Raw genomic sequence first — 14998 nt, 5'->3', positions numbered from 1 at the left:
GGTGGACTGGTGGTGAAATTTGTGGCGCGCAGTTGACGCCATGTCCGCGCCGACTTTAATGCCAGGGGACACTTATAGCTCGAACCGCAAATGGACGTTTTCTCACCTTCAAAGCGCCGGGAGGTCATGCAGGCCATCCGGGGAAAGAACACCATGCCTGAGCGCCTAGTGCGTTCGATGGCGCATCGTCTCGGTCTGCGGTTCCGGCTGCATGGTCGAAACCTGCCAGGCAGGCCCGATCTCGTACTTGCGAAGCATCGTACGGTGATCTTCGTTCACGGCTGTTTCTGGCACCGGCACGATTGCAAACTTGCAACCACTCCAAAGACGAGGCCAGAGTTCTGGGCCTCGAAGTTCCAGGCCAATGTGGACAGGGACCGGCGCAACAAGGCCCTGCTTCAGGAGCAGGGCTGGCGGGTTGTGGAGGTCTGGGAATGTGAGACCCGTGACGCTGAGGCACTTGAGCTCAGGCTGAGACAGGAATTTTCCGTTTTGCCTGCCCCGTCCCTGAAGGAGTAACGGGCGTTGCAGCCTTGAGTTGCTCCACGATCCGCTTCATCACTTCAGCACAGACGCCATTTCCGCAGAGCTTGATGCGCTCGCGTCGGGAGCCAACAGTAAAGATGTGTTCGGGCGGCAGCGACATAGCCCGTGCGATCTCAGGAACCTGGAGCATGCGCATTTTCCACTCGCCATCCAGCTTGCGCACAAGGGCGAACCGGTCGACGCAGGTCACCGTGCGCAGCGGTTCATCCAGGGTCTGCCAGGATCGATCTCCACCGGAGCCGTAATACACGATCAAGAACTCAGCATCGTCACCCAGTGTGGCGATGGCGTTACGTGCCCTGGCCACCGTATTCTTCGCCCGCTTCTTGGTGAAGACCGGGGTGAACTTCCATCGATCATCCGGGTCCAGAATATCTCTGGCCGTCATGCGCTTTACCGAGGGCTCGGGTCTGATTTCCGGCGGGGGGAGACCCAGCCCACCAATCAGAAAGAGCCGTACCCTTGACTGAGGCGCTCCGAACTCCGCCGCGTTGATGACCTGCTCCCGCAATTGATAGCCCAGTGCCCTCAACAGATCAAGCAACTCTCCGTAGCGGTGCCAGTCCTTCATCTCCTTGACGTTCTCTATGACGAACCACTGCGGCATGAGCGTAGCTATCCAGTCCACTGTGTGGAGCGCGGTCTCCTTGCTCTCCTCGCTTCTAGGTGCTGCCCCCTTGGCGACCGAGTGGTTCGTGCATTCCGGAGAAGCTAGAAGCAGGTCCACGGCTTCACGCTTGATGTGCTCCAAGGGGTTGATGTCATCCACCCGTTGATTGAGTGCAATTGCGGATGGAAAGTTGGCTCTGTAGGTGTCACAGGCCATGTCCCACATGTCTACTGCCAGGATGGGGGTCAGGCCAGCCATCACTGCGCCGCGAGCCCCTAGTCCCCCGCCGCTGAAAAGATCTACAAAATGCTTCATGTGTTTTAGTCTCCCAGTAATCCGGCCAGGCTACCAGGCTTCCGCTGAAAATGCTAGAGCCTTATGAAAATAGTCGACTGATCGCCAAGTGATAACCCAAGTCTAAGGCGCATTCTCGTTCTTAATGCGCTCTTGAGCCAATTCGTGCGCGGCAACAAGGTCTGGTTGCCGATGTTCACAGATGACTGAGCGGCGGCGCACCTTGTTCTTTACCTTGATGAAGGATGGCATCTTCGCCAGCCGAATTTGTTCTCTCCAAACATAGTGCATGCTTTTCAGCTTTCCATCCGCGTCTGGGGTGGGTTGAGTGGCCATGGCGTGTTCAGTGAAGGCCTGCGCTGCACGGTACTTGGTCCCTATGCTCTGGAGATGTGCTCCCATATGAGTTGAATTTGCAACCAAAAAACTCTCCGCGTTTATTGCTTGGAATGAATTGAGCAAACTGACGTCATCGTGTGTTGCATGCACCACACTTTTGGTTGGACCATCGGTTTTATAGGCATAGACGGAACTGTCATACAAGCAATAAACCAACTTTGGGGAGAGGGGGAGGAAGAGTTGCAGCCCTCTAACGGTAATTGATGCCGACAGTGGTTCATTGCAATCGCGGAGATACCAGTTGTGTTTGAAAACAGGGTTGTCAGAGAGAACAAACTCTTGCCCGGTCTGATTGGCGATCAGAGCAACTTTGAGGTCGGCGATCAGCCGGTAATTCGTTGCTGCTGAGGCAGCCATGTACGAAAGAAGCGCCCGAGGTTCTTCGGGGCGCATCTGCACGCGTTTTGCGGCGTCAACATCCATGCCATTCAGCTCGGCAAATTTCTCGAAGACTGTCCCCATCATTTTGTTCAGAAACGCGAGGTTCGCACCATACGCTTGCCGTGTCCGCGCAATTTGCACTGTTAAGAACAAAAGCATTGCACGTTCCGGCGTACAACTGATTTTTTCGGGAGTCGCAATGATTGAGTCAATTTCTTTCGAGGCCGGGTTTTCCACATGCTCTCCGAGGAAGCTCTCGAAGGAGTTGTCTTTGTCGTACATGTAGTTCTCGGCGCAAACATCCTTTACGTTTTGATTGTTGCGGAGCTGCTGACGTTCAATGTCAAAGACATTAGTTTTCCACCCACTCGGTGCTTCAGCGGCGAATCGGCGCAACAGGAATTGTGGGACGTAATGCTGCTTCTTTGTGAGCATCACTTTTTAACGCCATTCCGGCTGGCTGTCTGGGATCGATCCTCGCGGACTTCCTTCAGCCCATTGGAAAGCACTTCAATTTTCTGATCAATGGAGATCAGCGTCTTGCTTGCTTGATTGATTTCTGCTGAATAGTCTCGCGGTGGTGACGCCGTGACAGCCATTACTACCGCCAATAAGAATCCACTGAGTCCAACGCTCATTGTGAATCTGAAAATGCTTGCGGCATGCGTCCAAAGTCTAGTCTGTTGCTTCTTTTTTTCGATAATCAATGGGCGTGTGAGTCGAAGCCAAAAAACACGCAGCACATCTACCTTTGACGGTTCACCATCTAAGCTTGTACAGCGCATGTATGCATTGAGTGATTCAAAATGCGCTCTAAATACCTTGTGAAGATATTTGGGGTCAAGGTTTTCGGATATCAATATCGCGTCTTCGATGGGAGATAGATGATCTGTTTGGGCCGGGTAGAGGGCGGCGACCACTCTGCCATTGTCTTTGAGGTTGTAATGCAGTCGCGCCCCGTGCTCAACGAGGACCTTCACTCGATCTCTGTTGAAAGGATCAAATCGTTGTGAGTCAAATGGGCGGTGCCCGTAAAATATCTCAAATAGGCGATCATTGGAGCCGCCTGCGCTTCCCCCGGGGCAGACGCAGAGGCTGTAGTAGCCGTTTAACTCCTGGATCTTTTTGTCGGCGCGTGAAATCTCTTCGTATTTTGGTGCGTAGTTGTTTGAGAATGCCTTGAAGGCTTTGTATCGTTCAATTCGTTCTGATGGATTCATTGGAGATATTCCCGCGACAAAGATCTATCTAACGCAAAGCTAGCGTCCGTTTAATGGGGGGATTGACCGTCGCATCATCCGGCCCCCCGGCTCTCTTCACCACGTAGTCCTGCTTCTTCTCATCCCACTCGAACTCCAAGCCCACAACGGCGGAAGAATCTTGTGCGAACACGCTGAATAAACCCAACAGGTCTTCTACGCTGAACTCGTAAGCCCACTTGTGACGCATGTAGTCCGAGAAGACCAACATTGCCACGAAAGTCTTGCCTTCCGACAACGTTTGCATCCAGTAGTAATGAATCAACTGATTGCAAACGTCTAGAGCGGACAAGACGGCAGGCTCCGGACTCTCCATATCGAACCGTTCATGCGGCCACCCAACCCCTGCGGCCGTGAACGGGCGGCTGCCGACCTTCTTGTATCGCACAACTGACATGCCTGTGCTGCGCGCACGATCGTTAACTTTCGGTCGCTCCAAGAGCGAGCGAACTTGAAAGGCAACGAGCATCAGCTTTCGCTCGAAAAGCACCAACTGCTTCTCAGACCACCGACGATAGCTTCGATGCTTTCTCAGCCAGGCTAACTCATCTCGTAGTTCAGTGCGCCAGTATCGGGATTCGATCATCTTTTCTGGATTTGACTTGACGCCTGCCCTACTCGAGCTGGTGCGGGTTCTGGCGGCTCATGTAATGTATGGAGTAAAGCCTGCTCGATATTCTGACCATTGAATTTCCTTGTCAGGCTATTGTTCGTATTTTCGAACCTGGATTCGGATTTCCCCGCCTTGTATTTCTGCCACGGAAATCACTCCATTTTCGTGCAGACGAATACGTTCCCCTTCTGCAATTCCAGGGTATCTGGCAGCCGGCTGGAAATCACAGAAGTACGCTATCCATCTGGCAGCAGGATGTAGCAACGTTTCGTTCTTCATTGCAAACCCGCAGATGTCACCTGATATAGCGCAGATGGCAATAGCACCAAACATGCGTGCAAAGAGTTTTGCGACGGTTCCGAAAGAATGTCTGGCGAGCATTGCAAAAAATCCCGCAATCTCAAGAGTTACTGCCGTGACGCCCAGAACAAGCGATATGACAAGAGACCAGGCCGGAATGTACGAGGCCAACGAAATGGCAGCGACGGTCATGTCAAAATCCTGTGGCGGAAGGCCAAGCGATGACGCGACGACGGAGCGGGCGAACGCCGTCGAGAGAAATAGAACGAAAACATGAAACGTGGCAATTGCTGTCTTTCCAACTGGGTGCGCCCAGACCTTTTTGACAGTTGGCCAACACCACACCGAGAAGCCAGCAGCAAAACCCAAGGATGAGATGAGCATCAGCGTCTGCTGTACTCCATATGAACCCGGCGACTTCCACGCTAGAACCACGCTCGATAGCAGGACACCGAAAGCAAGCAAATGCACCTGGTATTCCAAGTGCATAGACCGAACTGTTGATGTGAGCGATTTGAGGTAGGTCATAGTGTTGTTTTGCAGGCTACCCTATTGCCGAGCACTTCTACGAAGGCCGCGCAACTCCTTCCCATACCGCTGCATGACGCTGGCCATCATCTCCGGCAGACCAGTTTCCAGTCCGCCCGCAATACGCAGTGCAACCACCAGGGTTGGCTGGTTCTGCGCCAGCTCGATCTTGCCGATGTAGGTCCGGTTGACCTCTGCCCGCGCCGCCAGTTCGTCCTGCGAAATCTTGAGTTCTGCCCTTCGGGCCTTGACCTCGGCCGCGTAGGCCTTCATGAAAGCTTGATCCTGTTCAGTGCGCATGCGGCACTGTCAGTTTTCAGCACCATTTGCGCACCCGCATATATGGTACAAAACAGTTTGCGGAGCGACTAAAGGGGTGATCTCGGTTTAGGTGCTATTTGTAGCGGTTTAAGTCAAGGGTAAACCCTGATTCTGCAGATCGCTCTAAGCCACCGCCTATGGGCCGGGCTTCAACCCATTGGCGAATGCGAAGACCCGCTCGGAGAGTATTTCGAAATCACCATCGCTCAGAACATCCAGTATCTTTGTGCATATCCCCTCGACCCCCATGAGTCGATGGTTGCGCTGCTTCAACCCGGCACTGTCTAAAACGGCGTTCAGAACATCCATCGACGTTGCCTGTCTGGTTGTCGGCGGCGAGGTTTTTCTCCACTCGTCCCAATGCCGAAAGTAATTTGAGGTCGCTACCAAAATGACTCCCACTGAATGTCCGTGGATCAACGGCGCTGTGCCCTCCCAATCGAGGCGAGCTGCATTCATGTCATCCCTCAAAGCCTGAAGGAGACTCGTCAAATTCAGCAGAATTGCGCCGGAACAGGACTCGGAACCCAACATATTTGCCGCGATTTCTTCGTTCAATGCAAATCGGCGCTCGAAAGCTGTCGGGCCGGGTAGGAACGGTTTTGGGTTTGAATCCAGGTGATGGTCAGCAACCTGGTCCAGGCTTCTTTTCAAGTCCTCGGACCGCGAACTGACGGCCATGGCCAGGTCCAAAAGTGACTTGAGCATGGGCGCGTTGAAACGCCACGCGCTGACAAATCGACGCATGGCGCTGTAGTGCTCGTTGTTCAGCATCAGATCGCCACTCTTGGTCAACGCGATATCGCCGTTTTTCAGCACTAGATCACCAGGAGTTTTCAGAATCTCCAAATTGAACTTGGTGACGATTTCCTCGTGACTGGGGGCGAGTGGCAGTTGCATATTGGAATGGCTACAAATCTGGGGATTCGGCTGATGGCTGGGCCTGCAAACACTGCTTTTGCTTCGCAGTCCCACGCCTGTTCACAAATGCCACCATGGCTTCTGACAGCGGTGTGTCAATTTCAAAATCCCCGTACCGCCGCAGAAACTCCGCCCACCGCCGGGCCAGGACTCCAGAGCGACGCATGGATAGACACACCCATATCCAACGCAACCGCCATTTCTCACCGTCCTGCCAAAAGGCACAGGCACCGATAGCCGCGCCAGGTCCATGTGTGTCGGTGTGATCCGCAAACAAGTAGCCATGGCTTTCGGCGCGCAGGTTCTTTTTCCTTAGCGAACCTTCCCATTGAAGGAAGTCGTACTGAAATTCACACTTGAACTGGAGCGCACGTTGATGGACTTCCCGGTGCATCCATATGGGTGAATCGCCAATTACCAGCTCTGGATCGGCATGCTTTTCCAGTCTGGCGTTGAACGCCGCAATCGGGCGCGGATTCATGAACCGCATCACCCGGGCGTGTTCTGACCGATGGGACATCGCACTTTCCGGGTCTCCCTTGGTATACCGCCACCCACAGTCAGGACAAGTGACCATTCCCTGTGCTGCAGGCCTTCTGTACTTGGGCCCTCTGACCGTCAATATGTGAGGCAGCTTCCCTACCAGCGTGAATTTGATGCGGCGTCCCTGGGCGTCTTTCCAGTTGTGGGGTGTCCACTCCCCATCATCGTTCTGCTCATCAGAATAGGCAGAAAACTCTTCCTTCAGGCGCCGCTTTGGGTAGGACAGCAAGGTCCATTCGCTACCCGTGACATGAGTCAGATCCTTTTGGGCACGGAGCCCATGCTCTACCAAGCGTTCGGGATGGCTGTCAAAACCCATCTCCTCCATGCGAACAAGCAGGCATGCTGCATCGGCCAGAGTGAGTGCGTTGGTAGCCATCGCGCCAGCGGACAGGTACCTTGGGCGTTTGTAAACCGCGCGCCAAGGGATCTCAAGGTATTCCGTCAACCGGTCCAAGTCCAGATACGCAAGCCGTGAATCTGTCGAAAGAAGCAGTTCCTCCAACTCAATGCTGTAGATCCATCCGCGTGCGATGATGGTGTCATCAACGGGCGTGTAATGGGCGAAACCGCCAAAGTGTCGATTTTTTCCATTGAGCGCTTGATAGAGTTGCTGAAGCAGCTTGGAGGGAATTTTTTTATTCATTCCTGGTGCGTCCCTTCTGCAGGCTTTGCTCAAACCTGTTTTGCAGTTCGGCGTCTGGGGTATCCAGATAGCGCATGGCTGACTTGATGTCCTGCCAACCCACGTACTCCATCAACTCCTTGATATCCCAGCCACTGGCACGGGCCCAGCCGGCAAAGCCACGCCGCAAAGAGTGACTGCTGTACTCCTTCACGTCTGGTACTCCCGCCAGGGACAACATATTGCGCAGCAATGGAATCATGCTGTTGGGATGCATGGCTTTGCGCGATACGTTCCCCCAACGATCTATGCCTCTGTACACCGGACCATCATGCAGCCTGGCCAGCGCGGTCCATTGGGCAAATGCCGCTACCGGGCACAGTCTGGACAAGGATGGGCATTTGTAGGTTTTGCCCAGTGTCTGACGGTCTCCCTTGCTGCGGTCCAGGTAGCAGGTCATTCCCTCAGTGGACACGATTTGGACGTTCTCAACTGAGAGACGAGCCAGTTCTTCTGACCGAAAGCCGCGCCAGAATCCCAACAGGATCAGACTGCGGTCACGGGTAAATCTCAGCGCCGATGCGTCGTCACCCTGACGCAGAGACCGGTCAATACCCTCTGCCAGCCAGAGGTCCACCTGCTCCAAGACATCCAGATCCAGGGGCTTTGCGCGGTTTTCAGGGGTGTTGTGTACGGTGCGGATGCCCTTGAGCAGCTGTCGGATGGTGGTGGTTTTGGTCGGATCGGCAAAGCCTTGGTCCAGATGCCACCGTGACAGCGCGGCCAGTCTGTGGCGCAGTGTGTTGCCTGACAGCGAGGACGCATAGTCCGCCAGGTAGCGGGCAATGGCATCGCTGCTGGCTGGCAGCAAGCCTTTCCATTCCTCCTCAAAGTGTCGGATCGCTGAGGCGTAGCTCGACAGCGTGTTCTGGCGCTCGGCGGCTTTGAGATAGTCGTCAACGTTGCTCATGGCATCAGCTGGTAGCGCTTGTGGCAGACATTACAGTGACCATAACAGCAATGATCAGGCCAATACGCCTTGGATGCGGGCTGCAAGTTTCGTCGCAGCGTTCGCATTCAACCCCACCTCTCCGTTCACCAGGAAAACATGGGGATTGAAGGGACGGAAGTTCCAGGACCGGTCGTCCACGGCCAGCCACTCTTGCGTAGTGCGTCCATGTTGTCCCAACCAACTCCTGCACTCGGCCTCGCGTTCATAGTCGACAAGTACATCGGGAACATCCTCTAGCTGTCCGTATGGTCGTGTAACGCCAACTATGCGCGCCGCTACATCGCCCGAAAACAAGGCTTTGAGTTGTTCCAAGGAGCGTTTGTAGCGCCATGTGCTGGAAATCACCAGATCGACATGGGGAACTGCCCGCATCACCGTCTCAAAAGTCTCCAGGTGCATGAAGTGCTTGGACTCGTGGCAAAACTCAGGATGCATCACACCGTCGAAATCCAGAAAAAGAACTTGTACGACTGAAGTTGCCCTGTGGCTCGGGCTTGAATAGAACATGGCGGTGGTTCTGTTTGGCGACCCCGTAAGTCTATACAGACTGGTTCCGTGGACCTATACCTGCATGGCCATGTGCAGACCCAGATGGGCTGGTGCCGCGTGGTGACCACCCCAGCGGGGTACGTCAGAAACCGAGCCTCCGCATTCTCAAGATAGGATTTTCAGTTTGAAAACCCTCTCTTTGACAAGGCGCTGGTGATTCCCCTGAACTAGTTGAGTCTGCGTGAGGTTCGCACACGCATCATCCGATAGGCAGCCGGGATGATGAAGAGCGACAGCAATGGCGCCGTGATCATGCCTCCCAGCATGGGGGCTGCAATCCGGCTCATCACTTCCGAGCCGGTACCACTGCCCCACACAATGGGAAACAAGCCGGCCAGGATCACGGCTACAGTCATGGCCTTGGGGCGCACCCGCAGTACGGCCCCCTCGCGGATGGCATCCAGAACCATGGCCACGCCCGGCGCAGCCCCTTGACTCTCGCGATCCGCCAGGGCCTGCTTGAGGTAGAGCAGCATCACGACTCCGAACTCTGCCGCTACTCCTGCCAGCGCGATAAACCCGATGCCGGTGGCCACCGACAGGTGGTAGCCCATCAGGTACAAAAACCAGACTCCGCCTGTAAGTGCAAATGGCAACGTGGCCATGATCAAGGCTGCTTCGTCCAGACGGCTGAATGTCAGGTACAGCAAGACGAAGATGATCAGCAAGGTCGCCGGTACCACCACCTTGAGCCGGGCATTGGCCCGTTCCAGGAACTCGAACTGGCCCGAATAGGTGATGCTGACCCCCGGTTCGAGCTTGACCTGCTGGCTTACCGCCTGGCGCAAATCGTTGGCGACTGAGGCCAGATCACGCCCACGTACGTCCACATAGACCCAGTTGGAGGGGCGTGCATTCTCGGTTTTGAGCATGGGCGGGCCATCGGTGATGCGAACTTTGGCGACCGTTCCCAGGGTGATCTGTTGCCCCATGGGTGTCAGGATGGGAAGCTGGGCCAACTTTTCTGGGGTGTCACGCCATTCCCGGGGGTAGCGCAGATTGATGGGGAAGCGCGCCAGGCCTTCGATCGTCTCCGCCACGTTCTCGCCGCCAATGGCCCCTGACACCAGCGCCTGCACGTCATTGATGTTCAGCCCATAGCGCCCGGCTGCCACCCGATCAATCTGGACATCGACGTAGCGTCCCCCGGTCAAGCGCTCTGCCAAGGCGCTGGACACACCGGGAACGCTTTTGGCCACTTGTTCGATTTGGCTGGCGATGCGGTCGATGGTGGCCAAGTCGGTGCCGTTGACTTTGACGCCTATGAGGCTTTTGACGCCGGTGGCGAGCATGTCGATGCGATTGCGGATGGGTGGAATCCAGATGTTGGACAGTCCCGGCACCTTGACGGCCTGGTCCAGCGTCTCGATCAGCTTCTCCGGCGTCATGCCGACGCGCCACTGCTCCCGTGGTTTGAGCTGCACCGTGGTCTCGAACATTTCCATGGGTGCTGGGTCGGTGGCGGTCTCTGCACGACCCGCCTTGCCAAAGACACGCTCCACCTCGGGCACGGTCCTGATCATCCGGTTGGTGATCTGCAGCAGCTCCGATGCTTTCTGCGCGGACAGCCCTGGCAGGGCCGACGGCATGTACAGCAAATCCCCTTCGTCCAGGGGCGGCAGGAACTCCCCACCCAACTGGCTCACGGGCCACAGCGTGGTGGCAAAGGCAAGGACCGCGATGGCCAATGTCGATTTGGGGCGCAGCAGTACCCATTCCAGCGCGGGGCGGTACACCGCGATCAAGGCGCGTGTGATGGGGTTGCGCTGCTCATCGGGGATGCGACCCCGGATCCAGTACCCCATCAGGATGGGGATCAAGGTGATCGAGAGCCCTGCAGCGGCGGCCATGGCGTAGGTCTTGGTGAAGGCCAGAGGGCCAAACAGGCGACCTTCCTGGGCTTCCAGCGTAAACACCGGGATGAAGGACAAGGTGATGATCAGCAAGGAGAAGAACAGTGCCGGCCCCACCTCGACGGCAGCTTCAGTGATCACGCTCCACCGTTCCTGGCCTTCCAACACCTGTTCAGGATGGGCATGCTGCCAGGCCTCCAGCTTCTTGTGGGCGTTCTCGATCATCACCACGGCCGCATCCACCATGGCACCGATGGCAATGGCGATACCGCCCAGGGACATGATGTTGGCATTGATCCCCTGGACATGCATCACCACAAAGGCCGCCACGATGCCCAAAGGCAACGAGATGATGGCCACCAGTGCGGAGCGCAGGTGCCCCAGAAACAGCACGCACACCAGCGCCACCACAACGAACTCTTCCAGCAGCTTGGCGGACAGGTTGTCGATGGCCCGCGCAATCAGTGCACTGCGGTCGTACGTGGTGACCACCTCCACCCCCGGTGGCAGGCTTTTTTGCAGTTCGGCCAGCTTGGTTTTGACGGCACGTATGGTTTCCTGGGCATTTTTGCCTGAGCGCAGCAACACGACGCCACCGGCTACTTCGCCCTGACCATCGAGTTCGGCCACGCCGCGGCGCATTTCTGGCCCGACTTGCACCGTCGCCACATCTCCCAGTCGAACGGCAGTACCGCCCCGGCTGGAGAGCGGAATGGCCCGGAAGTCCTCCAGGGTTCGCAGGTAACCATTGACCCGCACCATGTACTCGGCCTCGGCCAGTTCCAGCACCGAGCCACCCGTTTCCTGGTTGCCATTGGTCAACGCCTGACGCACTTGCTCGTACGTGATGCCATAGCCATTGAGCTTGAGCGGGTCCAGCACGACCTGGTACTGCTTGACCATGCCGCCCACGCTGGCCACCTCGGCGACATTGGGCAGGGTCTTGAGCTCGAACTTCAGGAACCAGTCCTGCAAGGCACGCAGTTGCGACAGGTCATGCCCGCCCGTGCGGTCCACCAGGGCGTACTGGTAAATCCAGCCCACACCAGTGGCATCGGGCCCCAGTGCCGATTTGGCACCGACGGGCAAGCGCCCCTGTACCTGGTTGAGGTATTCCAGGACACGGGAGCGGGCCCAGTAGAGGTCGGTGGCGTCATCGAACAGGATGTAGACGAAGGAGTCCCCAAAGAAGGAGAAACCCCGCACCGTCTTGGCACCCGGCACGGACAGCATGGTGGTGGCCAAGGGATAGGTCACCTGGTTTTCCACAATCTGCGGCGCTTGGCCGGGGTAGCTGGTGCGGATGATGACCTGTACATCGGACAGGTCCGGCAGCGCATCAATGGGAGTGGAACGCACCGCCCACAGGCCGGCACCCGCCAGAAACACCGTGGCCAACAGTACCAGAAAGCGATTGGACACCGACCAGCGGATGATGCGAGCGATCATGGTTTCACCCCTTTGAGTGCCACCACTTCGTATTCGTCACCGACAGCCCTGAACTGGAACTGCACGGTGTCCCCAACTTTGAAGCCAGACGACTGCAACTCCTTGGCGCGCTTGAAGCCCATGGTCATGGCCGGCCATTTGAGGGCCGGCACGGGTTGGTGGCGCAGCTTGATGTTGGAGGCGTCCAGTTCCTCGATCACCCCCTGCGTTTCAAAGGCGGAAACCTTCTCCATGCTGAGGGCAACAGGACTCATCGGGGTGGAAGGCGGGCTCGATGAGGGAACGACCCCTCGCATGCTGGCTTCCGAGTCCAACAGGAACTGACCCGATGCCACCACTTTTTGGCCAACGTTGAGGCCTTGGCGGATGACCAACTGCCCATCGCGCTCCGCGCCAAGCTGTACATCAACCGGTCGGTATTGGCCCCCGTCCTCGGCCAGATAGACCAAGGCGCGCTTGCCGGTGCGGATCACGGCATCGGAAGGGACCAGCAGGACAGATTCCGTGGGTCCTTGCAAGGTCGCTGTGGCCAGCATGCCGGCACGCAGTCTCTGGCCCGGATTAGGAAGTTCGACCCTGACGCGCACGGTTCGCGTGTCCGGGTTGGTTTCTGCCAACACCGATGTCACTTTGCCCTTGAGGACGGTCTCTGGTGCGGCAGTGAGGCGGGCCTGCACCGCTTGCCCGACTTCCAGCGTGGATGCCTGGGCCTGTGGCACGGCCAACTCCAGCCAAACCGTACCCAATCCGGTGATGCGCGCCAGGGTCATGCCCGGACTCAGGCTCATGCCTTGGCGCACTGCCAATTCCGAAATCACACCTGAACCTAGCGCCGTGATGGTGGTCACCGAGGCGGTGCGATTGCTGCTGTCCACGCGCTGGATCAAGGCGGAAGACATGCCCAGCAGTGCCAGTCGCTGGCGGGCTGCCTGGGTCAATGCGGCATCCCCCATGGCTTTGACGGCCAGAAATTCCTGCTGGGCGCCCACCCATTCCGGATTGGTGACATCGACCAGAGGGCTGCCTGCGGCAATGACATCGCCTGGCGCGCGGGAGTAGACCCGCTCCACGAACCCACCCGTGCGGGCCTGGACGATGCTGACATCCCGCTCGCTGAGTTGCAGGGTTCCGGTGACTTCGACCGTGTTGGACAGGGCCTGTTGCACCACGGTGGCCAGGCGCATTCCCAAACTTTGGCTGGCGCGTGTGGAGACGGCCAGTGCCCCCGTGTCCGCTCCGCCTTCGTCGGCATAGCGCGGCACCAGTTGCATGTCCATGAACGGCGATGGGCCAGGTTTGTCGAACTTGGCATCGGGTTTCATGGGGTCGTACCAGTACAGCACTTTGCGCTCAGACTTGGAAGATTCAGCGGAGGCTGGTGGCATGACGGAGTTGCGCTTGGTCCACCAAGCACCACCGGCAGCGCCCAGAGCCAGGATCAGCAGGCCGATCGCGGTAAGAGTGACATTCTTTTTTATGGATGAAGAGTTCATTGCGCACCTCCGGTCAGTGGGGCATCGTTGATGAAGAACAGGCTTGCGCTGATGGCCTGGCGTTCTCCCTGCAAGGAAAGGAATCGCAGCTGGGTTTCCAGGAATTCCCGGCGTGCTGCCAGGTGCTCTACCAAGCTGCCTTTGCCGGCCTGGTAGGCGGAGAGTGTCAAGGCAACTTTGTCGCGCATGAGGGGCTGCAGAACAGTCTGGTTGCGCTCTACGGCCAGGTTCAGGCGTTCCAACTCCGCCCATTGGGTGTTGAGTTCCTGCAGGTGTTCGCGTCGCAAAAGTTCCAGCTCTGCATCCAGGCCCAAGCGCTCCAACTGCTTGGCGGCGATAAGCGGATCCTGGCGTTTCGTGGGTGCCGTAGGTAGATCAAAAGTAACTTTGACCGAGACCATGTCGCCAAACTGCTCTCCGCGGCGCTGGTAAGCGAGTTCCACCCCCCAGTCTGGCTTTTTAGCGGCCTGCGCCTCCCGCAGCTCGGCATCCAGCACAAGGCCCATGCTACTGAGCAGGTTGACATCGGGATGGCCTTGGACACGGTGGGTCAGAGCCTCGCGGTCCAGAGACCAACTGGGTGGCGCTCCGTCCAGTGCTTCACCGGCGGCAGTTCCAATCCAGCGCTGCAATGTGGCAATGGCCTGTGCACGTTGAGCCTGCAGTTCATCCAGGCGCTCGCTCAGCATGGCGGCCTCCTGCCTGGGCATCAATACGTCTGTGATGGAGCCGCGCCCGCTGGCCAACTGTGCCTGAACGGCTGATTCCAGGAGCTTGTTTTGCCTGAAAAGACCGTCAAACAGTGCGATTTGCTGTTCCAAGGCGTAGCGGCGTATCCAGGCCATGGCAGTTTCTCTGCGCACGGACACCATGGAGAGCTGCTGCGCGGATTCGGCCTGCTTGACCTTGGCCTGGGCCACGGCAACGCGGGCGTCCCGCTTGCCGCGGTTGGGGACGTCCTGCATGTATGCGATGCGTTGCATCGTCATGAAGTCACCGGTCAGGCTGTACCGATCCGGTCCACCTATGGGCAGGTTCTCCACACCGAGTGCCAGCTTGGGATCTGGGAGTTCGCCAGCCGGTGCGGTGGCGGCGCGGGCAGCATCCACTTTGGCCTGAGCACTTGCCAGGGTCGGTGCACCCTGGGTGGATAGGGACAGTGCCTGCTCAAAAGACAAAGGCGTGGCTCCCAGCGGCACAGCCACTGCGAGCGGGAAGGCAAAAGCAATCAGCTTGCGGCTGAAGCGATGCCCAATGGGTTGAACGGAACAAGGCATGTCCCAACTCCTGAAAAACTGCGCT

At 57.3% G+C, this 14998-nt stretch carries 14 protein-coding genes; 1 reads left to right on the top strand and 13 read right to left on the bottom strand.

Annotated features, from left to right (window positions below; translation table 11 throughout):
• Positions 1-90: 90 nt before the first annotated feature.
• A complete protein-coding gene (locus ACOAP0_RS09170; RefSeq protein ID WP_498376121.1) occupies positions 91-519 on the top strand; it encodes a very short patch repair endonuclease in 429 nt (142 codons plus the stop codon).
• Here the strand turns inward: ACOAP0_RS09170 and ACOAP0_RS09165 are convergent.
• From ACOAP0_RS09165 to ACOAP0_RS09105, 13 genes are all read right to left on the bottom strand, one after another.
• On the bottom strand, positions 467-1471 hold the full coding sequence (locus ACOAP0_RS09165) for a DNA cytosine methyltransferase (RefSeq protein WP_498376120.1): 1005 nt from the start codon (positions 1469-1471) through the stop codon (positions 467-469). The two genes, ACOAP0_RS09170 and ACOAP0_RS09165, sit on opposite strands and share 53 nt — an antisense overlap.
• A gap of 102 nt (positions 1472-1573) precedes the next feature.
• A complete protein-coding gene (locus ACOAP0_RS09160) occupies positions 1574-2665 on the bottom strand; it encodes a DUF4238 domain-containing protein (RefSeq protein WP_498376119.1) in 1092 nt (363 codons plus the stop codon).
• Positions 2665-3450, bottom strand: coding sequence for a hypothetical protein (locus ACOAP0_RS09155; RefSeq protein ID WP_498376118.1), 786 nt, complete (start codon positions 3448-3450; stop codon positions 2665-2667). Before ACOAP0_RS09155 ends, ACOAP0_RS09160 begins: the two co-directional genes overlap by 1 nt.
• A 28-nt stretch (positions 3451-3478) precedes the next feature.
• Complete coding sequence (locus ACOAP0_RS09150; protein ID WP_498376117.1) at positions 3479-4075, bottom strand: hypothetical protein; 597 nt, start codon at positions 4073-4075, stop codon at positions 3479-3481.
• A 117-nt stretch (positions 4076-4192) separates the two neighbouring features.
• The gene (locus ACOAP0_RS09145) at positions 4193-4930 is read right to left on the bottom strand and encodes a hypothetical protein (RefSeq protein WP_498376116.1); all 738 of its coding nucleotides are present in this window, start codon (positions 4928-4930) and stop codon (positions 4193-4195) included.
• 21 nt (positions 4931-4951) lie between these two features.
• Positions 4952-5230 (bottom strand): helix-turn-helix transcriptional regulator, encoded by a 279-nt coding sequence (locus ACOAP0_RS09140; RefSeq protein WP_498376114.1) that lies wholly within the window; start codon positions 5228-5230, stop codon positions 4952-4954.
• A gap of 156 nt (positions 5231-5386) precedes the next feature.
• On the bottom strand, positions 5387-6151 hold the full coding sequence (locus ACOAP0_RS09135) for a hypothetical protein (RefSeq protein WP_138517170.1): 765 nt from the start codon (positions 6149-6151) through the stop codon (positions 5387-5389).
• Positions 6152-6161: 10 nt separating this feature from the next.
• Positions 6162-7361 carry a hypothetical protein gene (locus tag ACOAP0_RS09130; RefSeq protein WP_138517167.1) on the bottom strand — a complete coding sequence of 400 codons (1200 nt, stop codon included), beginning with the start codon at positions 7359-7361 and terminating at the stop codon, positions 6162-6164.
• Positions 7354-8310, bottom strand: a complete 957-nt coding sequence (locus ACOAP0_RS09125) for a site-specific integrase (protein WP_498377736.1) — start codon at positions 8308-8310, stop codon at positions 7354-7356. The genes ACOAP0_RS09130 and ACOAP0_RS09125 overlap by 8 nt, the downstream gene beginning before the upstream one ends.
• Positions 8311-8364: 54 nt before the next feature.
• Positions 8365-8859, bottom strand: a complete 495-nt coding sequence (locus ACOAP0_RS09120) for an HAD domain-containing protein (protein WP_138517163.1) — start codon at positions 8857-8859, stop codon at positions 8365-8367.
• 209 nt (positions 8860-9068) lie between these two features.
• Entirely contained in the window at positions 9069-12203 is a 3135-nt protein-coding gene (locus tag ACOAP0_RS09115) for an efflux RND transporter permease subunit (protein WP_138517161.1), read from the bottom strand.
• Positions 12200-13696: an efflux RND transporter periplasmic adaptor subunit gene (locus ACOAP0_RS09110; protein WP_498377737.1), complete on the bottom strand. Its 1497-nt coding sequence runs from the start codon at positions 13694-13696 to the stop codon at positions 12200-12202. Before ACOAP0_RS09110 ends, ACOAP0_RS09115 begins: the two co-directional genes overlap by 4 nt.
• A complete protein-coding gene (locus tag ACOAP0_RS09105) occupies positions 13693-14973 on the bottom strand; it encodes a TolC family protein (RefSeq protein ID WP_138517157.1) in 1281 nt (426 codons plus the stop codon). The genes ACOAP0_RS09110 and ACOAP0_RS09105 overlap by 4 nt, the downstream gene beginning before the upstream one ends.
• Positions 14974-14998 lie beyond the last annotated feature (25 nt).

The organism is Curvibacter sp. Hmag1.1 (assembly GCF_059769165.1).
Note: the sequence above shows the minus strand (reverse complement) of the source record. Positions and strands in the feature narration are given on the sequence as shown.